Source organism: Neisseria shayeganii, from assembly GCF_014054965.1.
GTDB lineage: Bacteria > Pseudomonadota > Gammaproteobacteria > Burkholderiales > Neisseriaceae > Eikenella > Eikenella shayeganii.
In genome coordinates this window covers 1,584,474-1,607,171 of the sequence record NZ_CP059567.1, presented here as the reverse complement: position 1 = coordinate 1,607,171, position 22,698 = coordinate 1,584,474, and the positions used below count along the sequence as shown (strand labels likewise).

Genomic DNA, 22,698 nt, shown 5'->3' with positions numbered 1-22,698 from the left:
TTGGTATGCGGCGGCTTTGCTCGGCTCTCTGACGGACATGACAAATAAAAACCGTGTCATGGCTGACACGGTTTTTTATTAGATTTGGCATCTAAATATTCATACACAGAACGGGCTGTCGCCGATTAGTTTTTGCTGAACCAATCATCCAGTTCTTTTTCGGCTTGCTCTTTGGTGTAGCCGTAGCGTTCTTGAATTCGACCGGCCAATTGGTCGCGTTTACCTTCTACGACTGTCCAGTCATCATCGGTCAGCTTGCCCCATTGTTCTTTGGCCTTGCCTTTTAATTGCTCCCATTTTCCTTCGATTTGATCCCAATTCATGGTGAATCCTTTCTTGATTGATGGTTATTGGTACTGCTAAATAAATTACATGAAAACACCGCTGGCGATTTCATGCCCCTTAGTTGGCGATAAAGGCGGATATTTAAAGCTTTATTCTGTTGTATTTACAAATGCAAGCAAATAATTTCCTTAATATAAGCGGGTTGGGATTTTATTTTTACGGAAAGCAACAAAAAAGCTTTTTCATGCCATTTTGTGAAATTTTTTAAATGTAGGAATATTGGGTTATATTCAGCTTAAGTTGAATGAAAAATAAGGAAATCATGTTAGTATGCACTGCATACGGGATGAATTCATTAAGAGTTTAATTGTTGGTTTTAACTCTGGTATGCATCAAACATTCTAAATTTTATACATCGCATAAGGAGCGAAAATCATGTTGCGTTATTCAGTTATCTTTTTTGTGATTGCCATTATTGCTGCCGTATTGGGTTTTGGCGGTATTGCCGGCAGCGCAGCCGGTATTGCCAAAATTCTGTTTATCGGCTTCTTGATTTTGGCGATTTTGTCTTTTATTTTCGGCCGCAAGCGCTAAATCATTGAGTCAGCTTTAAAGCCTAAAAGGCTACCTGAAAGTTTTCAGGTAGCCTTTTGTTTTGCCGGCTGTTGAATCAGGCGGTTTCCGCCATTTGCAGGGCTTGTTTGATGTCGACGGCCACGATGCGGGAAACGCCTTTTTCCTGCATGGTGACGCCGATTAACTGTTCGGCCATTTCCATGGTCAGGCGGTTGTGGGAGATGTAGAGGAATTGGGTGTGCGCCGACATTTCTTTGACCAGATTGCAGAAGCGCGCGGTGTTGGCGTCGTCCAGCGGGGCGTCCACTTCGTCGAGCAGGCAGAAGGGGGCGGGGTTGAGGCTGAACAGGGCGAACACCAGGCTCATGGCGGTGAGGGCTTTTTCGCCGCCGGAGAGCAGGTGGATGGTGCTGTTTTTCTTGCCGGGCGGGCGGGCCATGATGGAGACACCGGCCGACAGCAGGTCGTCGCCCACCATGTGCAGGGTGGCTTCGCCGCCACCGAACAGGGTAGGGAAGAAGGTTTGCACTTTTTCGTTGACGGCGTCGAAGGTGTCTTTGAAGCGGGCCTTGGTTTCGTCGTCGATTTGGGCGATGGCTTCTTCGAGCAGGGCGATGGCGGCTTGCACGTCTTCGCTTTGACTGCGGTAGTAGCCGTCGCGTTCGCGGGCTTCGGCCAGCTCTTCCAAGGCCGCTAGATTGACGGCGCCCAGCGCTTGGATTTTTTGCGCCAGCCGGCCGATGTCTTGGTTGAGTTCGCTTAAATTAGCCGAGGCTTGGGCTAAGGCGGCGAGGGCATCGAAATCGGCTTGGCGGCCCACCAGGTTTTCGTGGAAGCGTTTGGCGTTGAGCAGGGCTTCCTGTTGGCGCAGGAGGGCGTTTTGGGTGGCGTTTTGCAGGCGGGGCAGCGCTTGGGCAATTTCCTGCTGTTTCAGGTAGCTTGCACGGCCCTGCTCTTGGGTGTGTTGCAGCCGTTCTTGGGCGGCGTGGATTTGTTCTTGCAGGGTGAGGCTTTGTTCGCCGAGGATGTCGAGCTGTTCCTGCTGACCGTTGTCGTTTTGTTCGGTTTCGAAGGCCAGCGCCAACTCGGTTTGCCGCTCCTGCCAGTCTAGGGCTTGCTGTTCGAGTGCGCTGATTTGGTGTTGCAGGGTTTGGCGGCGTTGCTGCTGTTTGTGCAGGGCGACTTCCACCAAGCCGTATTGGCGGTTGGCCTCGAGCAGGGCCAACTGTGCCTGTTTGAGCGCGTATTGGCCTTGCTGGCGTTGGGCGCCGAGGTTTTGCTGTTGGCCGGCGAGGTCGGCAAGGGCGGCCTCCAGCGCGGCAATGTCGTCGTGCAGGCCGTCGCTGCCGTGTTCGAGCACCAGCTGTTCTTCTTCCAGCAGGGCCAATTCCTGCTCGATGTGCTGGCGGCGCAGCTGGCCCTGGTTGGTGCGGGCCAAGAGTTCGTTGGCTTGGGCTTGTGCGGTTTGCAGTTGGGCGGCGTGGTGGCGCTGCTGGTTTTGCTGGTGTTTGTATTGATGCTCTTGCTGTTGCAGGGCGGCCTGCAGGCGGCTGCGTTCGGCGTCGGCGGCGGCCAGGCGGGGGGCGAGGGCGTCGAGTTCGGCACTCAGTTCGTCGTGGCGGGCTTTGTGGTGGATCAGGTTTTGGCTGCTGTGGCGGTCGTAGAGGACGCCGCCGATGCGGTCGATGCGGTGGCCTTCGGGGGTGAGCCAGAGGTGGCCGGGCGGCAGTTCTTGTTGGCGTTCAAGCGCGTAATCGAGGTTGGGGGCGCACAGCACGCCGTCGAGCCAGTGTTGTAAGGCTACCTGAAAAGCGGGTTCGGCACGGATTTGGTGGATGAAGGCTTGGGCCGGCAGGGTTTTTTTGGCCGCTTGGCCGCCGGCGGTAAACCAGGCGGCGCGGCCTTCGGGCAGGGGCTGAGGCGGACGGAAGCCGGCCGGTACGGCACGGGCGTGCAGACGTTCGGCGAGGATGACGGAGAGGGCGTGCTGCCAGTCGTCGGGGGTGCTGAGGTGCTGCCAGAGCTCGCTGCCGGCATCGGTATCGGTGGCGGCCCAGAAGTCGCCGTCGCTTTGGCTGCTGTGCAGCAGTTGGGCCAGCGCCTGTTGTTGGGCTTGGGTGGTGAGGTGTTGCTGGTGCAGGTTTTGGTGGTGCTCGGCGGCTACCTGAAACTGCTGCCGGCCGACTTCCAAGGCGGCTTCGGCGTCTTGCAGGGCGGCTTCGCCGGCTTCGTACAGGCTTTGCCAGTATTCAGCCTGCTCGCGGGCGGTTTCGGTGTCGGCCTCGGGCGGCAGATTGAGGGCTTGGTTTTCCTGCAGCAGGCGGTCGCGGCGGTTTTGATGCTGGCGCCGGCTGTGGGCGGCGTGGGCGAGTTGCTGCTGTTTGAGCGCCAATTCGCGTTTGAGGCGGTTGCTTTCGTCCTGTTGGCTTTGGAAGGCGCTGTCTAAATCGTGTTGGGCGGTTTCCCGCTCGGGCAGGCCGTTTTCGTGTTCGGCTACCTGAAGCGCCCATTCTTCGAGTTCGGCTTGGGTGTCTTCGATTTCGCCGGCGAGGGCGGCCAGCTCGTGATGCAGGGTTTGCTGTTCTTGGTCGATTTTCTGCAGGGCGGCTTGGGCGGCCAGGCGTTCGCGTTCGCTGCGCTGAAGCAGGTTTTGGCGGGCGCGCAGCTGTTCTTCCAAACGGGCGGTTTGTTCGCGCAACACGGCGTGCTGTTTGTTGAGCTGGTGGACGTACTGTTGTTGTTCCTGTTCGGCTTCGCGCAGTTGGCGCACGGTGTCGGCTGCGGCTTCGCTTTCGGCGGCCAGCGCGTCTTGTTCGGCTTGGGCGGCCTGTTGCTGCTCGGTGGCGGCATCGGCTTGGGTCAAGGCTTCCTGCCACTGCACGTAGTCGAGCAGGTCTTGCTGTTGGGCGAGTTGGGCGCTGAGGGTTTGGTAGCGTTCGGCTTGGGCGGCCTGCTTTTCCAGCTTTTCCACTTGGCGGCCGAGTTCGCTTTGCAAGTCGGCCAACCGTTGCAGGTGTTCGCGGGTGTCTTTGAGGCGGTTTTCGGTTTCACGGCGGCGTTCTTTATATTTGGAGACGCCGGCGGCCTCTTCGATGTAGGCGCGCAACTCTTCCGGCCGCGCTTCGATGATGCGCGAAATCATGCCTTGTTCGATGACGGCGTAACCGCGTGCGCCCACGCCGGTGCCGAGGAAGAGGTCGGTGATGTCGCGGCGGCGCACCACTTGGTTGTTGATGTAGTAGCTGGATTCCCCTTGGCGCGTGAGCTGGCGTTTGATGCTGACTTCGGCATACTGGCCCCACGGCCCTTGCAGGCTGTGGTCGGCATTGCTGAACACCAGTTCCACCGAAGCGCGGGGCGCAGGGCGGCGGGTGGCCGCGCCGTTGAAGATGACGTCTTGCATGCTTTCGCCGCGCAGCTGTTTGGCCGAGGCTTCGCCCAATACCCAGCGCACGGCGTCGATTACATTGGATTTGCCGCAACCGTTGGGACCGATTACGGCCACCAGCTGGCCCGGCACGTGGATGGTGGTCGGGTCGGTAAACGATTTGAAGCCGGCAAGTTTGATGTGGGTGAGGCGCATGGGAACGGGCGGGGCGGAAAAAGGGGCGTATTTTACCCGAATCGGGGCAGGCGGGCATCGGCCGGCGGCTTTCAGGTAGCCTGTGCGGCTTGGCGGAATGCGGGATGGGGGTGTTGCAATCTTTCCAGTTTCCGCCGCGTGGGGGCGTTTTGTTTTGTCAGCCGGGGAGGTTTTATACTAAAATCGCAAGCTTTTGAATCCAATCACGAAGCGAATGAGTAAGCAGAAAAAAACCGTGACGGTGATGGTGCTGGACGAACAGCGCACCGAAACTTTTGTGATGAGTGCCGGCCGTTTGAAGGCCATCAAGCCCGCTTTGGTGGGCTTGTCGTTTGTTTCCGGCATCTTGTTTACCGGGCTGTTGGCCTTGGGCTGGCAGCATTATCAAAGTTATGATCGCCTCGCCGTACACGAACGGGAAAACGTGCGCCTGAGCCGACAAATCGAGGACTTGAAGCAGGCGCGCTCCGAAGAAATCACCGCCAGACTCGCCCAGTTGGCCCAATCCGAACAGGCGGTGCAACATCTGCAGCAGTATCTGCAGCAACGCGGCGTGAAAGTGGAGCTGCCCGACATTCCGGCTGCCCAGCCGGGTAAAGGCACGGCCCAGGCCGGCGGACCGGAAATCGTGCTGCCCTCGGCCGATACGCCCGAATTCAAACAAGCGTTGGACCGGCTGTTGCAAGCGGCTGAAACCGTGCCGCTGGGCCGCCCGGCCGCCGGCTCGATTTCTTCGGGCTTCGGCCCACGGCCCAATCCATTCAGCGGCCGCGGCAGCGAATTTCATAACGGTCTGGATTTCCGCGGCAGCATCGGCGATCCGATTATCGCCACGGCTAACGGCAAGGTGGAGTTTGCCGGTACCATGAACGGCTACGGCCAAGTGGTGCGCCTGCGCCACGGCCACGGCTACAGCACGGTGTACGGCCATCTTTCGGCGATTGACGTGCACGTGGGCCAGCAAATAGAAGCCGGCGATTTGGTGGGCAAGCTCGGCTCCACCGGCCGCTCCACCGGCCCGCACCTGCATTACGAAGTGCGTCTGAACGACGAGCCGCTTGATCCGGCCGGTTTTTTGAGCCTGGCCGCGCGTTAAAAACATGATTCGGAGAACATGATGTTTCACAGCAAAGGAAAAAAAGAGCTGCCGGTGGCGGTGGACGCCATCGACACCATTATCGGCGCGCAATGCCGGATTCAGGGCGATGTGCTCAGCCAGCAGTCGGTGAAGATTGACGGCGCGGTAGCGGGCAATGTGCAGGCCGGCGGCATGGTGATCATCGGCGAGGCCGGCGCGGTATGCGGCGACATCCGCTGCGGCGAGCTGATGGTATTCGGCCGGGTGGAAGGCTTGGTGGAGGTAAACAAACTGCAGCTGAAAGCCACCGCCCATGTGGCGGGCAACATCCGCACCCAAACCCTGCTGGTGGAAGAAGGCGCGGTGTATGCCGGCGACATCCGCATGGAGCAGGCCGCCTCGGGCGCGCCGCTGCCGCTGGAAAACAAATCGGACGCGGAAAGAGGAGCCGATCCGGTTTCTGCCTGAGAACCTGCTCACAGTCTCCGCTGACAAAATAAGGCTACCTGAAAACCAGCGACGCAGAAATGCGCGTGGCTGGTTTTCAGGTAGCCTTTTTGCCGGTTTGGCGCGGCGGATTAGCGTTTAGAGAAGTCAAGCAATTTGCCGTTTTGGTCGAAATCCAGGCTGTATTCGGCGCGGTCGGTTTCGATGTTGCTGGTTTCCCAAGAGCGTTTTTGGGTAGGGACAAACAGAGAGAAGTAAATGTGGTCGGCCTCGGTTTCTTTGGCCTGCACCTCTACGGCTTTTTCATGCCACACTTTGGCGATCTCGGCCACGGTGGCGAATTTGATTTGATCCAAGGGGGTCACGTTTGCCAACATATCGCCGTCGCCGGAAAGTTTTACCGGCTGCGGTTCGCTCCATTGGCCGTTTTTATAGATGTAGTGGTCGATGTTTTCCGGATTGTTCGGGTCTTGGATGTTGATTTTGATTTTCGAATCATAACTGCCGCCGTAGAAATGAACATTTTGGAACACATTCAGCGGTTTGCCGCCGAATTGGGGCAGGGCCTTGAGTGCGTCTTCCGCAGCCTGCAGGGCTTGGGCGTCCCGTAGCAGATTGACGGCCGGGGCTTCGGCTTGGGCGGACGCTTCGCTTGGTGCTGCTGCTTCGCTGCCGGATGTGCTTTGTGCAGGAGTTTGGGCATCGTTTTGGCTGCCGCAGGCCGCCAGGCCCAAAGCGGCAGAGATGCACAGTAACCACAGTTTTTGATTTATTTTCATCTTGTTGTCCTTTTCTTTTTTCGGTTGAGCGGCCGCGTGATGCCGCCGCGGGCGGTATTGTAAAGAAAAATAGAGTACTTAGCAAAAAGCAGTGTGCTGCGGTTTAAACGGCCACTTCCACGGTTTGCGGCTGCAGGCTGTGCAGGGCGGCGGCGGGAATGGCCACCAGAAAGCCGCGTTTGCCGCCGTTGATGTAAATGGTGTCGAGCGCCCAAATGCTGTGTTCCACATACACGGGCAGGGCGGTTTTGCTGCCGAAGGGGCTGGTGCCGCCCACCAGATAGCCCGTCCATTTGTTGGCCTGCTGGGGTGTGGCGGGCTCGATGTGTTTGGCACCGGTTTGGCGGGCCAGGTTGCGGGTGGAAATCTGGCGGTCGCCGTGCATCAGGGCAAACAGGCCGCGGCCGTTTTCGTCTTGCAGCACGATGGTTTTGATGACCTGGTGTTCGGCTACGCCGAGTGCGGCGGCGGAATGCGCGGTGCCGCCGTGTTCTTGATAGTCGTAAAGATGGGGCGTGAAGCCGATGCCGTGTTCGCGTAAAAAGCGGATGGCGGGGGTAACGGGGTATTTGCTGTTTTTCGACATGGGCGGTTTCAGGTAGCCTTTGGCTAGGCGCAAAAGCGGCATTATAGCGGCGCGGCTTTTCAGGCGGGGGCAAATCCGCTACGATGCGCGGCTGATTGATGTTGATTTAAGAAGGAGAAAAGCCATGACTGTGCAGCATTATCAGCCGACGCCGCGTTTGTCGGACGCCGTGGTGGCCAATGGTTTTGTGTTTCTGGCCGGCCAGGTGCCGACCAATCCCGAAGCGGATGTGACGGCGCAGACGGAAAACGTCTTGGCGCAGATCGACCGGATTTTGGCCGACTGCGGTTCCGACAAAGCCCATATCTGCGAGGCGGTGATCTACCTGCCCGATTTGGCCGACTACGACGGCATGAACCGGGCGTGGGATGCCTGGGTGACGCCCGGCAAAACGCCGGCCCGCGCTTGTGTGCAGGCCAAATTGGCGAATCCGGATTGGAAGGTGGAAATCAAGCTGACGGCGGTGCAGAAGTAAGCCGCGTTGTTTGAACAATGCCGAAAGGCTACCTGAAAGCCGCTGCCGTGTGGCGGAGCTTTCAGGTAGCCTTTTTCATTTTTGCGAGATGGGGTTCTTGGAGGCCTTAGTCTCTGTCTGTGTGTGCTATGCGGATGGCGGAGTTCCGCTTGGCCAATCAGAGTTTGGGCAGCAGGGCGCAGTCGAAAGGGTGGGCGAAAAAGGGGCGCAGCAGGCGTTGGTAATGGGGCAGTTGGCTGAGGTGCTGCGGGTCGCGGCAGTGGAAGGCGAGGTAGAAGCCGCTCAAGACTTCGGCCTGCTGTTCCATATTCAGGCTGCCGAAATCGGGCACGCCGGCTAAAGGCGGCAGGCGGTAGGCGCGGCGTTTCAGGTAGCCGCCGCTCAGGGCGATTTTGAGGCCGCCGAGCCAGACGGGAAAGCCGTTTTGGTATTGCCAGACGTGGGCCAGTTCGTGCATCAGCCAGCCGCGCAGGGCGGGTGTTTGGGCCGTAAAGTCGGCGCAGCTGCAGCGGGCGGGAAAGTGGATGTGCCCGGCGGGCGCCATGGCGGTGTGTCGGTCGGGCAGCCACCAGCTGCCGAAATGCAGGCGGATGCGGGCGTAGTCGAGGCCGTCGCCGTAAATCAGGCGGGCGGCGGCGGTTTCGGCGGCGGTCAGCGGGCGGGAGCAGGCGGGCATGGCGGGGTGGTCAATGGTTTCAGGTAGCTTGATGGGCGGGGTAAAAAAGAGCGGCACTGGGGTTCAGGGCGGTGTGCGAGTTGCTGCTCGGTCTTTAATTGTTTCAGGGTTTCAGTAGGTGTTAAGGGCGTGTTTTTCTGTTGCTTACAGGCTGAGACCTTTGCAAAAACCCCATCTGCGGCGCATTTCTGCGTTGTGCGTTTATGCCCTATGGGTACTGCTCGCTCACTTGCCTATCCGCATGATATGTCTGTCCCACAGGGATTCCTAGCGTTCACGTTCGCTGCGCTGCTACGCCTTGAACTGCATCCACATCTGAGGGTTTTGCAAAGGTCTCAGGCTACCTGAAAAGGTTTCAGGTAGCCTGTTTCCTGCGCTGCCAGCGGCGGATGGTGCGGTAGCGCCACAGCAGGCGCACGGCGGTGTAGCCGATGGCGGCCAGGCTGAGGCCGAGCACGGGCACGCCCACCAGCAGGGGTTTGCCGTATTCGGCCAGCCATTTGCCGATTTTGTGCCAATAGCCGGCCTGTTCCCAATCGGGCAGCGGCGGCAGGCCGGCGGCGGGCTGGCCGGTGAGCAGCAGGCTGCCGATTTGGTAGCCGGCGTAGTAGAGGGGCAGGTAGGTAAAGGGGTTGGAATAGAGGGTGGTGACCATGGCCAGGGGCAGGTGGGTGCGCAGCAGCCAGGCGATGACGAAGGCGGTGGCCATTTGGGTGGGGCCGGGCATCAGGCCGCCGAACAGGCCGATGGCCACGGAGAGGGCGGCGCGGCGGCGGTTGAGCGTCCAGAAGCAGGGGTGGTCGAACAGCGGGGCGAAAGGTTTGGCCCAGCGCGAGGCGAAGATTTCTTCGCGCTTGGGCAGCTTCCAGCCGAAAGGCAGTTTCATGCGTTTTTTCCGCAGCAGGCTTTGTATTTTTTGCCGCTGCCGCAGGGGCAGGGGTCGTTGCGGCCGGTTTTGTGGGCGCGGCGGGCGGGTTGCGGTTTGTTGATGACGGCCTGCCAGTAGCGGTAGGCGGCGGTGAAGACGTCGGGCAGCTCTTGGCGTAGCTCGGCCAGGTCTTGTTCGCTCAGCACCACTTCGCCTTCTTCGTAAACGTCGCTGAAGGCCATCACGGGAAAGAGCAGGTCTTCGAAGTTTTCGTCGTTGAGGGTGGCGAACCAGTCGGTGGGCAGGCAGTCGAGGGCGTAGAGGTAGGCGGCGCAGACGGGACCCCAGTCGGGCTGGCCGTTTTCGTCGGTAAAGAGGGTCAGTCGCGGCGATTCGTTTTGCTGCATGTCGTGGCGCATTTGGGCGGCGCAGGCATCCAAGAGGGCGGCGATTTCTTCGCGCTCTTGGGCGGTGAAGTCGTCGTCGCCCAAGATTTGGGGCAGCCAGAAAGCGGATCCGCTTGGATCGGGGCCGCTGATGCAGGCGATCAGGAAGCCTTGGGCTTCGTCTATCGGCATGGCTTCGCCGTGGTTGCCGTGTTTGTCGAGCAGGGCGCTCAGGCGTTCGGCCTGTTGCGGGGTGAAGAGGGACATGGCGGTACCTGTTATGGCGGTAGTAAGGAAAGGGGGATTGTCTGCCCAAATGGTGGCGGCCGGCGGAAAATCACGCGGCGGCCGTGTAATATTGTGTTCAGGCCGCAGTGTTGAGCAGGCGCAGGGCTTTCAGGTAGCCTGATTGTGCCTGAATCAGGCCGATAAAGCGGCCGCCGGGTGCGTAGGCGCGTAGGGGCGTGTGTTCGGGCGTGCCCTCGGCGGCGGGCGGGGTTTGGCCGTGGCACAGCCTTTGGGCGGCGGTGTCGTCCAGCGCTACGGCGGGCAGGTGTTGCACCAAGACGTCGCAGGGCAGCAGCAGGGCGTCGCGGGCGGCATCGTCGAGTTCGGCCAGTTGCGGCAGGGTGCGGCTGTCGGCGATGTCGAAGCCGGCGGTGGCGGTGCGGCGCAGGGCGGTGAGGTGGGCGAAGGTGCCCAGGTGTTTGGCCAGGTCTTCGGCCAGGGTGCGGATGTAGGTGCCTTTGCTGCAGCGCACGTCGATGACGGCGCGCGGCGGGGCGAATTCGCGGATGTCGATGGCGTAGAGGGTAACGTGGCGGGCGGGGCGCTCGATTTCGATGCCGCGGCGGGCGTATTCGTAGAGCGGGCGGCCTTCGTGTTTGAGGGCGGAAAACATCGGCGGCACCTGGCGGATGGGGCCGGTAAAGTGTGCGCAGGCGGCTTGGAATTCGGGCAGGGCGAGGGGCTGATCGGCGCGGGCGATGATCTCGCCTTCCGCGTCGCCCGTGGTGGTGGCTTCGCCCAGTTTGAGGGTGGCGGTATAGGCTTTGTCGGCGTCGAGCAGGTATTGGGCGAACTTGGTGGCCTCGCCGAAGCAGACGGGCAACAGGCCGGTAGCCAGCGGATCGAGCACGCCGGTGTGGCCGGCTTTGGCGGCGCGGTAAAGGCGGCGGGCCTGTTGCAGGGCGGTGTTGCTGGACACGCCTTGCGGTTTGTCGAGCAGCAGCACGCCGTTGAGCGGACGTTTGGCGGAAGACATGGGCAGAAACCGTTGTGGGAAAAGGGGGCGATTCTATTACATTTCCCCGTGCGGGGCGGGGAAATATCGGCGCCGGCTGTGGCGGCCGATTGGGGCCGGCGGGCCGGGCAGCAGCCTTTAGCGCGTTGATTTATTTCGGCCGTCCGACTAAACTGCGCGTTTTTTCGTCTGCCGGCGGTATCATGCCCGAATTGCCAGAAGTTGAAACCACCCGTTGCGGCATTGCGCCGCACATCGAAGGCAAAACCCTGCGTGCGGTGGCGGTGCGCCAGCCCAAGCTGCGCTGGCCGGTGCCGGACGATTTGGCGCGGCAGTTGGCGGGCAGCCGCATTCTGCGCATCCGCCGCCGCGCCAAATACCTGCTGTTTGAGTTTGCACACGGCGTGATGTTGCTGCATTTGGGCATGTCGGGCAGTTTGCGCGTTTACGCGCCCGAACACGCGCCGCCGCCGGGCAAGCACGACCATGCCGATTTCACCGCAGAAGATGGCACCGTGCTGCGCTTCCGCGACCCGCGCCGCTTCGGCGCGATTTTATGGTTTGCCGGCGCGGCCGAACACCATCCGCTATTGCAGAATCTGGGCCCCGAGCCGCTGGAGGAGACGTTTGACGCAGGCTACCTGAAAGCCGCGCTCGAGCGCCGCAAAAGCCCGATCAAAACTGCTTTGATGGACAATGCCGTGGTGGTGGGCGTGGGCAATATTTATGCCAACGAGGCTTTGTTTGCCGCCGGCATCTCGCCCTTCCGAGCGGCCTGCAGCCTCAGCCAAGCGGATTGCCGCCGCCTGTGCGAAGAAGTGCGCATGGTGCTGCGCCGGGCCTTGGCCGCCGGTGGCAGCACGCTGCGCGACTTTGTGAACAGCGACGGCAAAAGCGGCTATTTCCAACAGCAATACCAAGTGTACGGCCGCGCAGGCGAAGCCTGCCGCGTGTGCGGCACGCCGGTGGCCAAAGCGGTTTTGGGCCAGCGCAGCAGTTTCTATTGCCCGGTTTGCCAGCATTGACTTTTGTCTTTTCTTCCCCTGATTGATGAACGACTATTCCACTTCCCTGCCCGTGCGCTTTTGGCGCATTTTCCGTGTGTTGCTGTGGTTTTTTGCCGCATCGCTGCGCCTGTTTTTTTTGCCCGCCGACTACAGCGAAAGAAGCCGGGCCATATTGCAGCACACCGCCCGCCGCCTGTTGGCGATTCTGCACATCGAAGTGGACGGGCCGTCGCAGTTGTCGCTGCCGCCGGTGTTTCTGGGGGTGGCCAACCATGTGTCTTGGCTGGACGTATTCGCCATGATGGCGCTCTATCCCACCGTGTTTATCGGCAAACGCCAAATCCGCTCTTGGCCGCTGATCGGCTCGGTGGCGGCGCGGGCCGGCACGGTGTTCATCAACCGCGACAGCCGCAACGATGTGCGTCCGATCAACGAAGCCATCCGCCGGGCGCTGGCCGAAGGGCGCACCGTGTCTTTTTTCCCCGAAGCCAAAACCAGCCACGGCCTGAGCACCCTGCCGTTTAAGGCCGCACTGTTCCAGCCGGCGGCGGAAAGCGGTACGCCGGTGATGGCGCTGGGCCTGCGTTATTACGACCAGCTGGGCAACCGCAGCACCAAGCCCGCTTATGTGGGCGACATGAATTTGTTGGTATCGCTGTGGCGCATCGTGTCGGTGCCGGCCATCACCATCCGCGCCGATTTTTCCGAGCCGCTGCTGCTGGACGACGAAGACCGGATGGCGGAAAACGGCCGTTTCCTGCTGAAAGACCGGGCGGAAAGCTTTATCCGCGATACCGTGGCACAGCATTGATTTTATGTGTTTGAGTGACCTTGATTTGAAGAAAGGAAGTAACATGAATCTCCCTGCCCTGAACTTTCCGGATAAGAATTTAAAATTAAATAAAATTACGCAGAAATTTTCTTTTTTGGCGTGTATGGGGCTGCTGTGCGTGCTGATTTTTTTGGGCATGGCTTGGTGGCTGAAGGGAATGGCGCAGGAAATCTACGCTGACTACCGTATCGGCCAAAACCCGCAGGTATTGGCCGATGCCCGCATAGACGGCGAGTGCAAAACGCGTAAATTCGCCTTTACCGACTGCGCCGTGACCATTCAAGCTCAAGGCCGCACTTGGCAGAAATCTTTTGCCTTTTTCGATTTTTCCAATGAGGGTTACCAAGTGGAAGCCGTAGTCGCCGCAGACAATCCGGATTTGGTGAGCATTGATTTGGCGGTGGAAACTTTGGGCAACCGTGCCCTGTTTTTCGCTTTTTTTGCCGCGGTTTCCCTCTTCGCTTTGTGGGCGGCTTATTTCATGCTCTTCATCAGCCTGCCGCGCCAACGCCGGGTGGTGGCCGCTTTCAATCAAGCCGATGCCCGGCCTTGGCAAGTTGTGCCGGTGACCACGTTTAAGCAAGGCCAAAAATACCGAGTAACGCTGGACGGCGTGCAGCGGGATGTTGTGCTGCAATTCAATAAAGTCCAACCTTGGGTGCTGGAAGAAGGCGCGGAAGGGCCGGTTTTGCTCGGTATCGCGCCGCAAGGCGGCGGCAACCCCGTGCCGCTGGATCAAAAACTCTCCGCCATTGAAGGTTTGAGTAAAGCCGAACGGCAGCATCTGATTGCACAAATCCGGCAGCAGTTGGGCGGATAAACCGCTTTCAGGCCGCTTGCAGATTTCCGATACCGATTGACTCACGAGGTCTTGCTATGAACCGCAACGAACAGCTTTTTGAACGCGCCAAAGCCGTGATTCCCGGCGGCGTCAATTCTCCCGTCCGTGCCTTCGGCAGCGTGGGCGGCGTGCCGCGCTTTATCCGCAAAGCCGAAGGGGCGTATGTGTGGGACGAAGCCGATACCCGTTATATCGATTATGTCGGTTCGTGGGGGCCGGCCATTGTCGGCCATGCCCATCCCGAAGTGATCGACGCGGTGCGCGAAGCAGCGCTGGGCGGCTTGTCGTTCGGCGCGCCCACCGAAGGCGAAATCGTCATCGCCGAAACCATTGCCGAGCTGCTGCCCAGCGTGGAGCAGGTGCGGCTGGTGAGTTCCGGCACCGAAGCCACCATGTCGGCCATCCGCTTGGCGCGCGGCTTTACCGGCCGTGACGCCATCATCAAATTCGAAGGCTGCTACCACGGCCATTCCGACAGCCTGCTGGTGAAGGCCGGCAGCGGCCTGCTCACTTTCGGCAACCCCAGTTCCGCCGGCGTGCCCGCCGACTTTACCCGCCATACCCTGGTGCTGCCCTATAACGACGTGGCCGCCCTGCAGCAAACCTTTGCCGAGCTGGGCGACAGCATCGCCTGCGTGATTTTGGAGCCGATTGCCGGCAATATGAATCTGGTGCGCGCCACGCCCGAATTTGTGCGCGAACTGCGCCGCTTAACCGCCGAGCACGGCAGCGTGCTGATTTACGACGAAGTGATGACCGGTTTCCGCGTGGCCTTGGGCGGCGCCCAATCGCTGCACGGCATCACGCCCGACCTTACCACCATGGGTAAGGTCATCGGCGGCGGCATGCCGCTGGCGGCCTTCGGCGGCCGCCAAGACATCATGGCCTGCATCTCGCCCTTGGGCGGCGTGTATCAGGCCGGCACGCTGTCGGGCAATCCGGTGGCGGTGGCGGCCGGGCTGAAAACGCTGGAAATCATCCGCCGCGACGGTTTCTATGAACAGCTCGCCGAAAACACCCGCCGCCTGACGGCCGGTTTCCAGGCCGCCGCCGATGCGGCCGGCGTGCCGTTCAGAACCGACTGCGAAGGCGGTATGTTCGGCCTCTATTTCGCCGACTTCCTGCCTAATAACTACAAAGACATGGCGCGCACCGACACCGATGCCTTCAAGCGTTTCTTCCACGGCATGCTGGCGCGGCGGGTGGCCTTCGGCCCGTCCGCCTTCGAGGCCTGCTTTATGTCGGCCGCCCACACGCCCGAATTGATCGACGAAACCGTGGCTGCGGCGCGGGCGGTGTTTGCCGATATGGCCGCTTAAGCCGCATTGTCCGACAGGCTACCTGAACCGCCCGGCAGGCGTTCAGGTAGCCTGATACCTTTGCAAAACCCCATCTGCGGTGCATTCCTGCGTTGTGCGTTTATGCCCACGGATACTGCTCGCTCGCTTGCTTATCGTCTGATATGTCTGTCCCACGGGGATTCCCGGCGTTCACACTCGCTGCGCTGTTACGTCTTGAACTGCATCCACATCTGAGGGTTTTGCAAAGGTCTCAGCCTTTCCTTTTTCCGGCCCGCTTCCGTATAATCCGCCTGTTTTTGCCCCGTCCGATGGAGAATGCCGATGACGCCCGCCCCGCTCCCCGATGCAGACAGCCGCCCGCTCACGCCCGGCTTTCCGCCTCCAGTCCGTCCGCTGAAATTTTATGCCGTGGTGCCCGATGCCGATTGGGTGGCGCGCATGGTGGCGGCCGGCGCCGATACCGTGCAGTTGCGCAACAAAACCCTGAGCGGCGAGGCTTTGCGGCAGGAAGTCCGCCGTGCGGTGGCCGCCGCGGCCGGCAGCGGCAGCCAGCTGTTTATCAACGATTATTGGCGGCTGGCGCTGGAGGAAGGCGCTTACGGCGTGCACTTGGGGCAGGAAGATTTGGATGCCGCCGATTTGCCCACTTTGCGAGATGCCCGCATCCGCCTGGGCATCAGCACCCATTCCGATGCCGAGTTGGCCCGCGCCTTGGCGGTGCGGCCCAGCTATGTGGCCTGCGGCGCGATTTTCCCCACCACCACCAAAACCATGCCCACCGCCCCGCAGGGCTTGGACAATCTGCGCCGCTATGTGGCCCAGGCGGGCAACACGCCTACGGTGGCCATCGGCGGTATCGATTTGCACAATGCCGCCGACGTGCTGGCCACCGGCGTGTCTTCGCTGGCGGTGGTGCGCGCGGTGACCGAAGCGGCCGATCCGGCCGCAGTGGTGAAGGCGTTTCAGGCCTTGTGGCCGCAGTAGGGCCGGCAGCGTTTCAGGTAGCCCGCTTCAGCCGGGCGGTTCGGACATTGCTTAGCCGGAGCCGTTATCTGAGCGGGTTATGCCGGAGGGAAAATAAGCAAGACGGTTTCAGGTAGCCCGATGCTGCGTCGGCAGGCTACCTGAAAACATAAGAACCTGTTCATGGTCTCCGTTGCGGCGGTATTTTCGGTCAAAATTCCGCATCTGCCACGTTGAAAATACTTGCAAGATGTTCAATCTTTAGCGCATTTTCGCCTTGCATCTGCGGTTTTTTCCTCGAAAAACCGCTGCGCAAGAAGACTATGAACAGGTTCTAAGGGGCGACTGCCCTGTTGATTGGATCAGTTGAACAAAACGAAAGGAAAAACCATGCAAAGCAAAGCGATTTTGGGCGAACAGGAAGTGCAGGCCATTTTGGCCGCCGCCACCGCCGAGGCGAAGAAAAACGGTTGGAATGTGGCCATCAGCGTGGTGGACGACGGCGGCTTTCTGCTGGGCATGACCCGTTTGGACGGCTGCGCGCCGATGGGCAGCCTAGTGTCTTTGGAAAAAGCCCGCAGTGCCGCCATCAGCCGCAAAGAAACCAAAGTGTTTGAAGACATGGTCAACGGCGGCCGCTATGCGTTTCTGACTGCGCCGCTCTCGGGCTGCATGGAAGGCGGCGTGCCGGTGGTGGTGGACGGCCATACCGTCGGTGCGGTAGGCGTATCCGGCGTGGCCAAAGAGCAGGACGCACAAATCGCCAAAGCCGGCGTGGCCGCCGTTGCCTAAGCGTTTGGCCGTGGGCGAGCGCCACCGGTTTTATCGTCCGCCTGAGCTGCCGGGTTGGGAAATCCGCTGCGGTTCGGGCGGCGGTATCGTTTACGGCCTGCATACCCACGTTACTTGGTCGCTGGGTTTGGTATTGCACGGCCGCACGGTGTACCGTTGCGGCAGACACCATTATGCCGCCCGCACGGGCAGCGTGATGCTGATGCCGCCGGATACCCCGCATGCCTGCAACCCCTACGGCGGGCAGCCTTGGCATTATATGATGTGCTATATCCCGCCCGAAGCTTTCCGGCAGGCTGTCGGTAGTGGCATTCCGGTTTTGGCCGACGGCGCTCCTTGGCGCAGCCGTCGCTTGGTTGCGGCGATGCTGGCCTTGTTGCGTTCGGTCAGGCAGGCCGACGGCCGTGCCGAAGTATGCTGGCAGGCACTGGCTGCGGCGCTGAAGCGTGAGGCGGCTCAGGCAAGGCCGCAGTGTGCGCCTTGGCGCGGCTTAATCGACATTTTGGAGGCATCGAATCCGGCGATTCAAGATGCGGATGCTTGGGCGCAAGCGGCGGGCTTGAGCCGGCGCCAGTTGTCGCGCCGTCTTGAGACAAGCGGCATGAGTCCGCACCAATGGCTGCTCAGCCGCCGCATTGCCCAAGCCCAAGCAGCCATTGCGCGGGGCGCGCCGCTGGCGCAGGCGGCTCAAGATTTCGGCTTTGCCGACCAGGCGCATTTCCAGCGCCGCTTCAAACGCTCGCTGGCCGTGACGCCGGGGCGCTATTCACAGCATCAGCCCGATGCCCAACAGCAAGAGCACACTTAATAAACGGTTGAGGGCCCGCATCCGCCGTGGCGACTGCGCATGGCGGCGCAGCAGACAGCCCAAACCGATCCAAGCCGCCAAAGAAAGCCAACACACCGCGCCGTAGGCCGCCGTCAGCCAATACAGATGCTGCGGGTTGCCGCCGGCATACAGCCCCACTGCCGCCGCAGCGGCCAGATAGGCTTTGGGATTGAGCCATTGCAGCGCCAGACCGGTGTGCCAATCGGCCGGCCGACGGCGGGCATCGTCTAATTGCCCGCTGTCGCGCCACAGCAGCCAGGCCAGCCACAGCAAAAACAGCACGCCGCCGATGTGCAGCGCGGTCTCCAGCCACGGCCAGGCGCGCAGCAGCGGCTGCAGGGCGGTGCCGAGTATCAGCAGTTGCAGCATAAAGCCGACGGTGGCGCCGGTGATGAAGCGGAAGCTGCTGTTCAGGTAGCCCGATAAGGTATTGCTCAGGGTGAGTAGGTTCACCGGTCCGGGCGAAATGGAAGAAGCGAGGGCGAAGCTCAAAACCGAGGCCCACCATGTCCATGCGGGCATATCCGTCTCCTGTGTGGATTGTGCGGAATACGGATGGTGGCGCAAGAACAGGCGGGCGTATTGAAGAAAACGGCCGTACCGGTGCGGTGGTTTAGTCAGCCAATCAGGCGACCTGAAAGTATTCAGGTAGCCTGATTTTGGGTGAAAAGGTTTATCGGGCAGAGGGCGTGGCGGTTTGGTAGCGTCCGCCCATGGCTTTGTAGATCATCGCTTCATGTTTGAGCGTGGTATAGCGGGCTTGAAGCAGGCTGTGTTCGGCGGCGTATTCGCTGTTGAGTGCTTGCAGCCAGTCGCGCAGGCTACTACGGCCGTGCTGGTAGCGCACTTGGTGGTAGCGGCTGTTTTCCCGTGCCAGGCGCAGGGCCTCGCGTGCGTTTTCTTGTTGCTGCAGGCTGTGGCGGTAGAGGCGGTATTGGTTGTGGACTTCGTGCAGGCCGGTGAGCAAGGCTTTTTCAAAAGCCAGTTTGGCCTGCTCGAATTCGGTTTCGGCAATGCGGTTTTGCCAGCGCAGGGTGGGCCAGTTGAGAAAGGGCAGGCTGATGCCGATGCCGCCGCCGAGCACGGGCACTTCAAACAGATTGGCGGCGCGGTTGGCGCTGTGGCTCAGGGCGGCGTTGAGGGTGATGCGGGGATACCAGCTGCGGTATTGGGCGGTTTGGTTTTTGAGTGCGGCTTGCAAACGCGCTTCGGCGGCGAGCAAATCGGGGCGGTGGGTGAGGGCGGTAATGGGAATGTCCAGATTGGGGTCGCCGTTTTTGATTTCCGGCAGCTGGAAGTGTTCCGGATCGGGCCCGAACGACCAATTTTGTTCGGGGTCGCTGTTGAAGATTTGCGCCAACATACTGCGCGCGGCGTGGCGGTTTTCCTGTAGTTGGCGCAGTTGGTCTTGGGCGGAGAGCAGGGCCTGACGCGCCTGTACCGGCTCGTTGGCCGACACTTTGCCGTGACGGTGGCGGCTTTCGGCAATACGCAGGATGTTTTGGTAGTTGTCCACTGCCTGCTCTTGCAGACGGATGGCGCGGTTGAGGTAGGCAATGTGGAAATAGCCGTCCACCACATTGTTGATGACGGCCAGCCGCGTGGCGGCCAGGTCTTCGGCGGTGGCGCGCTGCACCCAGATTTGCGCCGAGGCGGCGGCATTGAGGCGGTGCCACAAATCCAGCTCGTAGCTCAAGCCGAGCTGGCTGCTGTAGCTTTTCGGGGTGTTGTTGCCGGTTTGCAGGTTGCGGCTTTGCGATACGCCCAGGTTGGCGTTGACATCCGGCACCAGATTGGCGCCGAGGATATTGGCCTGATAAAGCGCTTTGTTGACGTTGAGGGCGGCCTGTTTCAAGTCGGTATTGTGTTCGAGCGCCCGTTTGACCAAAGCGTCCAGTTTCGGGTCGCCGTAGGTTTGCCACCAATCGTGCTGCATATGCGCCCGATAGAATTCGGCGAGGGTGTCGTCGGCCACGACTGCATTGGGTCGTTCGCGCATGGCTTGGTGCAGGCCGATGCCGGTGTCGGGCGTGGTGTCGATGGCGCAGCCTGCCAAGCATAAGGCGGCGAGGCAGGCGGCGGAAAAGCGGGCGGAAGTCAAAGTCATGATGGATTACCGTTGGCGGTTTTCAGGTAGCCTTGGGTTGTGTGCGTGGCGGAGCGCTATTGGGCAACAGGCTACCTGAAAAGTTCAATCGCGCGACAAGGCCGCGATGGGGTTGAGTTTGGAGGCGTTTTTGGCCGGAATAAAGCCGAACAGAATGCCGATGGCGGAAGAGCAGAGCACCGCGGCGATGATCGACAGGGTGGAAAACGACATCGAAAATTCGGCGGCAAACAGATTGAACAGCAGACCCACCAGATAAGAGAGGGTGATGCCGATCAGGCCGCCGATCAGGCAGATGAGCACCGACTCGATGAGAAACTGTTGCAGGATATTGGCCTGCCGGGCGCCGATGGCCATGCGGATGCCGATTTCGCGGGTGCGCTCGGTGACCGATACCAGCATGATGTTCATCACGCCGATGCCGCCCACCACCAGTGAAATTAAGGCGATGCTGGAAATCAGCAGCGTCATGGCGCGCATGGTGCTTTCCACGGTTTTTTTCACGCTGTCGCTGTTGCTGGTGAAGAAGTCTTCCTTGCCGTGGCGCACGATGAGCAGCTCTTTCAGGCCCTGCTCGGCCACCGAGCTGCTGACGTGGTCTTTGATTTTGACGATCACCGAGTTGATGTGGCTGGAGCCGGTGATGCGCTGCATCACGGTGGTGTAGGGCGACCACATTTGCAGGTTTTCGCCCGCACCGAAGCTGTTGGGGTCTTCGATGGTGAGGCCGATGATGTGCAGCGGGCGTTTGTTGAACAAAATGGTCTGCCCCAGCGGGTTGCGGCCGTCGGGAAAGAGCTGCTTGCGGGTGTTGGGGTCGATCACCACCACTTGGGCGCGCTGATCGACATCGCTTTGGTCGAAAAACCGCCCTTCGGCCAGCTTGATGCCGCGCACGCTGAAAAATTGTTCGCCTGCGCCGATGATTTGGGCGCTCACGTTGATGTTGCGGTAGGTGGCGGTGCCGTTGCTGGCCGTCATCGGGGTGACGCTGTCCACATAGCCTTGTTTGCCGATGGCTTCGGCATCGCCCACCGACAGCGTGCGGATGCGGTGGCGCGTGCGGTCGCCGAAGCCTTTGCCGGGATAAACCGCGATGGTGTTGGTGCCGATGGCGCTGATGTCGGCCAAGATTTTGTCTTGCGTGCCGCGTCCGAGCGCCACCACCGAAATCACCGAAGCGATGCCGATGATGATGCCGAGCATGGTGAGCAGGGAGCGCATTTTGTGCGACATGATGGCCTGCACCGACATGCGGAAGGCTTCGGCAAATTGGTCTTGGTAAAAGCGCCAGGACGACTGTTCGCCGCGGCTCTCGATGCGGTGAACGGCCTGATGCGGCTGTTTGCTGGTGTCGGCCACGATGCGGCCGTCGTGGATTTCGATCACGCGGTTGGCGAAAGCGGCGATGTTGGGGTCGTGGGTGACCAAAATAATAGTATGGCCTTTTTGGTGCAGCTCCTGCAGGATTTCCATCACCATCACGCCGCTGGCCGAATCCAGCGCGCCGGTGGGTTCGTCGGCCAAAATGATTTCGCCGCCGTTCATCAGCGCACGGGCAATCGATACCCGCTGCTGCTGACCGCCGGAAAGCTGGTTGGGGCGGTTGTGTTCTTTACCGGCCAAACCGAGGTCGGCCAGCAATTGGGTGGCGCGCGCTTCACGCTCTTTCTGCGCCATGCCGGCGTATACGGCGGGCAGGGCCACATTGTCGCGCGCGGAAAGGGCGCCCAAGAGGTTGTAGCGCTGGAAAATAAAACCGAATTTGCGCCGCCGCAGTGCCGCCAGCTCGTCGGCGCTCATTTGGGCGGTTTCCACACCGTCTATGGTGTAGGAGCCGGAAGAGGCGCTGTCAAGGCAGCCCAGAATGTTCATCAGGGTGGACTTGCCGGAGCCGGACTGGCCGATGATGGCGATGAAGTCGCCTTTCTCAATGGTAAGACTGACGTCTTTCAACACGTGTACCCGGCTGTCGCCTTCGCCGAAAGAACGGTTGATGTTGCGGCATTCGATAAGACTCATGGGGGATTCTTTTGTTTTTCGATCAGAGGAAAAATCTATAAATCAGTGCGTTACAATATTGGCAATGGAGGCAGTGGTTATCGGTTTGATGTGGTTTTTCATCTCAAATAAAATCCGCATAAATAACGATATTCATGATTTCTAGAAAATGCAAGCGCATCTTTTTTTGAAACTAAGCATGGCCATCATTGATCAATAGGCCATAGAGGCAAGAAAAAGAGCGAATCCATGTCATGGATAGATGGTATGGTTTTCTATTAATCAATCAGACTGCGTTTATCTATTATGGGTAAAGAAACGGTGAATGAAATAAACCCCAGATTTGGAAAGTATAGTCTATCGGCTTTATGGATAAGTTCATTAATTCTTTTTATTTTACTGCTTGCCGCAGTGCTCTCAGATTCTTTATCCGATTTTTTGGGTAAAAAAAGCATATTGGCTATCATCGCTATGCTATTTATCTGGATCAATATGCATTTTACCAAAGTCGTCTCAATTCAAATAAGCGGAGATTGGATAAAAATAATTGATGAAAAATCCAATAAGGTTACGGTATTTTTAGAGAATAATATTGACAATTATCATTTCAGTATCTCGAAAAAAGGGTGGTTGGATGTTTTGAGAGTAAAAGTAGATGGAAAGAACAAATATTTCTGGTTGGGCGGCGTGGGTTTTAATGAGGCAGGTCAGGATGCGGTATTAAAAAATAAGAGATATTTATTAGAAAGGTTGGAACAAGCGCTGCCAACCAAGCATAAGGTTGAAACCATAGATTCCATCATATTGTTTTCAGGAACCAAGCTGCCGTATATATTGGCTGCTATTGCTATTGGAATGGTATTGTCTTTTTTGGTTTATGTTTTCTTTTATATGGAATAAAAAAATTTTTGACTTTGATAATATGAAGATATTGCGCAGTCCAAGATGAAAATCAATTTACATGAATCAAACAAAAAATATACCGGCGGATAAGCTCATAAAAAGGCTTCGTAAGGTGGCGAATCCAATGCGAGGCAATACGG

The 22,698-nt window shown here is 59.3% G+C and carries 23 protein-coding genes and 1 pseudogene; 13 read left to right on the top strand and 11 right to left on the bottom strand.

The features are described from left to right. Positions 1-125: 125 nt before the first annotated feature. Complete coding sequence (locus H3L94_RS07800) at positions 126-323, bottom strand: CsbD family protein (RefSeq protein ID WP_009117755.1); 198 nt, start codon at positions 321-323, stop codon at positions 126-128. Positions 324-720: 397 nt separating this feature from the next. Between H3L94_RS07800 and H3L94_RS07795 the strand changes: the two genes are divergently transcribed. After that, complete coding sequence (locus H3L94_RS07795; protein ID WP_182121557.1) at positions 721-879, top strand: DUF1328 domain-containing protein; 159 nt, start codon at positions 721-723, stop codon at positions 877-879. Between the two features lie 76 nt (positions 880-955). On the opposite strand, the gene smc is transcribed toward H3L94_RS07795, so the two are convergent. Beyond that, on the bottom strand, positions 956-4,444 hold the full coding sequence (gene smc / locus H3L94_RS07790; RefSeq protein WP_182121556.1) for a chromosome segregation protein SMC: 3,489 nt from the start codon (positions 4,442-4,444) through the stop codon (positions 956-958). A gap of 214 nt (positions 4,445-4,658) precedes the next feature. Between smc and H3L94_RS07785 the strand changes: the two genes are divergently transcribed. Next, complete coding sequence (locus H3L94_RS07785) at positions 4,659-5,540, top strand: M23 family metallopeptidase (protein ID WP_182121555.1); 882 nt, start codon at positions 4,659-4,661, stop codon at positions 5,538-5,540. Positions 5,541-5,558: 18 nt separating this feature from the next. Continuing rightward, complete coding sequence (locus tag H3L94_RS07780) at positions 5,559-5,990, top strand: bactofilin family protein (protein WP_182121554.1); 432 nt, start codon at positions 5,559-5,561, stop codon at positions 5,988-5,990. 110 nt (positions 5,991-6,100) lie between these two features. Here H3L94_RS07780 and H3L94_RS07775 read toward each other — a convergent pair whose 3' ends face one another. Together H3L94_RS07775 and ybaK are read right to left on the bottom strand one after the other, a co-directional pair. Next, entirely contained in the window at positions 6,101-6,748 is a 648-nt protein-coding gene (locus tag H3L94_RS07775) for a hypothetical protein (RefSeq protein WP_182121553.1), read from the bottom strand. Positions 6,749-6,851: 103 nt separating this feature from the next. After that, positions 6,852-7,334: a Cys-tRNA(Pro) deacylase gene (gene ybaK, locus H3L94_RS07770; protein ID WP_182123135.1), complete on the bottom strand. Its 483-nt coding sequence runs from the start codon at positions 7,332-7,334 to the stop codon at positions 6,852-6,854. A 124-nt stretch (positions 7,335-7,458) separates the two neighbouring features. On the opposite strand from ybaK, the gene H3L94_RS07765 reads away from it, so the two are divergent. Then, entirely contained in the window at positions 7,459-7,809 is a 351-nt protein-coding gene (locus tag H3L94_RS07765; RefSeq protein ID WP_182121552.1) for a RidA family protein, read from the top strand. Positions 7,810-7,966: 157 nt separating this feature from the next. On the opposite strand, the gene H3L94_RS07760 is transcribed toward H3L94_RS07765, so the two are convergent. Further along, positions 7,967-8,542: a type IV secretion protein Rhs gene (locus H3L94_RS07760; RefSeq protein WP_182121551.1), complete on the bottom strand. Its 576-nt coding sequence runs from the start codon at positions 8,540-8,542 to the stop codon at positions 7,967-7,969. A gap of 103 nt (positions 8,543-8,645) precedes the next feature. On the opposite strand from H3L94_RS07760, the pseudogene H3L94_RS12545 reads away from it, so the two are divergent. After that, positions 8,646-8,833, top strand: a pseudogene (locus H3L94_RS12545) (ATP-dependent exonuclease). A 7-nt stretch (positions 8,834-8,840) separates the two neighbouring features. On the opposite strand, the gene H3L94_RS07755 reads toward H3L94_RS12545, so the two are convergent. From H3L94_RS07755 to truB, 3 genes are all read right to left on the bottom strand, one after another. Continuing rightward, positions 8,841-9,371: a DUF2062 domain-containing protein gene (locus H3L94_RS07755; RefSeq protein WP_182121550.1), complete on the bottom strand. Its 531-nt coding sequence runs from the start codon at positions 9,369-9,371 to the stop codon at positions 8,841-8,843. Then, on the bottom strand, positions 9,368-10,006 hold the full coding sequence (locus tag H3L94_RS07750) for a YecA/YgfB family protein (protein WP_182123134.1): 639 nt from the start codon (positions 10,004-10,006) through the stop codon (positions 9,368-9,370). Before H3L94_RS07750 ends, H3L94_RS07755 begins: the two co-directional genes overlap by 4 nt. 97 nt (positions 10,007-10,103) lie before the next feature. Then, positions 10,104-11,003 carry a tRNA pseudouridine(55) synthase TruB gene (gene truB / locus H3L94_RS07745; RefSeq protein WP_182121549.1) on the bottom strand — a complete coding sequence of 300 codons (900 nt, stop codon included), beginning with the start codon at positions 11,001-11,003 and terminating at the stop codon, positions 10,104-10,106. Positions 11,004-11,185: 182 nt separating this feature from the next. On the opposite strand from truB, the gene mutM reads away from it, so the two are divergent. The 7 genes from mutM to H3L94_RS07710 all read left to right on the top strand — a co-directional run bounded on the left by mutM (position 11,186) and on the right by H3L94_RS07710 (position 17,526). Beyond that, entirely contained in the window at positions 11,186-12,007 is an 822-nt protein-coding gene (gene mutM, locus H3L94_RS07740; RefSeq protein WP_182121548.1) for a bifunctional DNA-formamidopyrimidine glycosylase/DNA-(apurinic or apyrimidinic site) lyase, read from the top strand. A gap of 25 nt (positions 12,008-12,032) precedes the next feature. Next, positions 12,033-12,800, top strand: coding sequence for a 1-acyl-sn-glycerol-3-phosphate acyltransferase (locus tag H3L94_RS07735; protein WP_182121547.1), 768 nt, complete (start codon positions 12,033-12,035; stop codon positions 12,798-12,800). A gap of 43 nt (positions 12,801-12,843) precedes the next feature. After that, positions 12,844-13,641, top strand: coding sequence for a hypothetical protein (locus H3L94_RS07730; RefSeq protein WP_182121546.1), 798 nt, complete (start codon positions 12,844-12,846; stop codon positions 13,639-13,641). A 56-nt stretch (positions 13,642-13,697) separates the two neighbouring features. Further along, entirely contained in the window at positions 13,698-14,981 is a 1,284-nt protein-coding gene (gene hemL, locus H3L94_RS07725) for a glutamate-1-semialdehyde 2,1-aminomutase (RefSeq protein ID WP_182121545.1), read from the top strand. A 303-nt stretch (positions 14,982-15,284) separates the two neighbouring features. Continuing rightward, entirely contained in the window at positions 15,285-15,947 is a 663-nt protein-coding gene (thiE, locus tag H3L94_RS07720) for a thiamine phosphate synthase (RefSeq protein WP_182121544.1), read from the top strand. A 369-nt stretch (positions 15,948-16,316) separates the two neighbouring features. After that, positions 16,317-16,718, top strand: a complete 402-nt coding sequence (locus H3L94_RS07715) for a heme-binding protein (protein ID WP_009117771.1) — start codon at positions 16,317-16,319, stop codon at positions 16,716-16,718. Next, complete coding sequence (locus H3L94_RS07710; protein WP_182121543.1) at positions 16,711-17,526, top strand: AraC family transcriptional regulator; 816 nt, start codon at positions 16,711-16,713, stop codon at positions 17,524-17,526. Before H3L94_RS07715 ends, H3L94_RS07710 begins: the two co-directional genes overlap by 8 nt. Here H3L94_RS07710 and H3L94_RS07705 read toward each other — a convergent pair. From H3L94_RS07705 to H3L94_RS07695, 3 genes are all read right to left on the bottom strand, one after another. Further along, on the bottom strand, positions 17,485-18,069 hold the full coding sequence (locus H3L94_RS07705; RefSeq protein WP_182121542.1) for a LysE family translocator: 585 nt from the start codon (positions 18,067-18,069) through the stop codon (positions 17,485-17,487). The two genes, H3L94_RS07710 and H3L94_RS07705, sit on opposite strands and share 42 nt — an antisense overlap. A gap of 151 nt (positions 18,070-18,220) precedes the next feature. Next, a complete protein-coding gene (locus H3L94_RS07700; RefSeq protein ID WP_182121541.1) occupies positions 18,221-19,654 on the bottom strand; it encodes a TolC family protein in 1,434 nt (477 codons plus the stop codon). 84 nt (positions 19,655-19,738) lie between these two features. Continuing rightward, positions 19,739-21,676 (bottom strand): MacB family efflux pump subunit, encoded by a 1,938-nt coding sequence (locus H3L94_RS07695; RefSeq protein WP_182121540.1) that lies wholly within the window; start codon positions 21,674-21,676, stop codon positions 19,739-19,741. A gap of 285 nt (positions 21,677-21,961) precedes the next feature. Here H3L94_RS07695 and H3L94_RS07690 point away from each other — a divergent pair, with 285 nt between their 5' ends. Further along, positions 21,962-22,555 (top strand): hypothetical protein, encoded by a 594-nt coding sequence (locus H3L94_RS07690; protein ID WP_182121539.1) that lies wholly within the window; start codon positions 21,962-21,964, stop codon positions 22,553-22,555. Positions 22,556-22,698 lie beyond the last annotated feature (143 nt).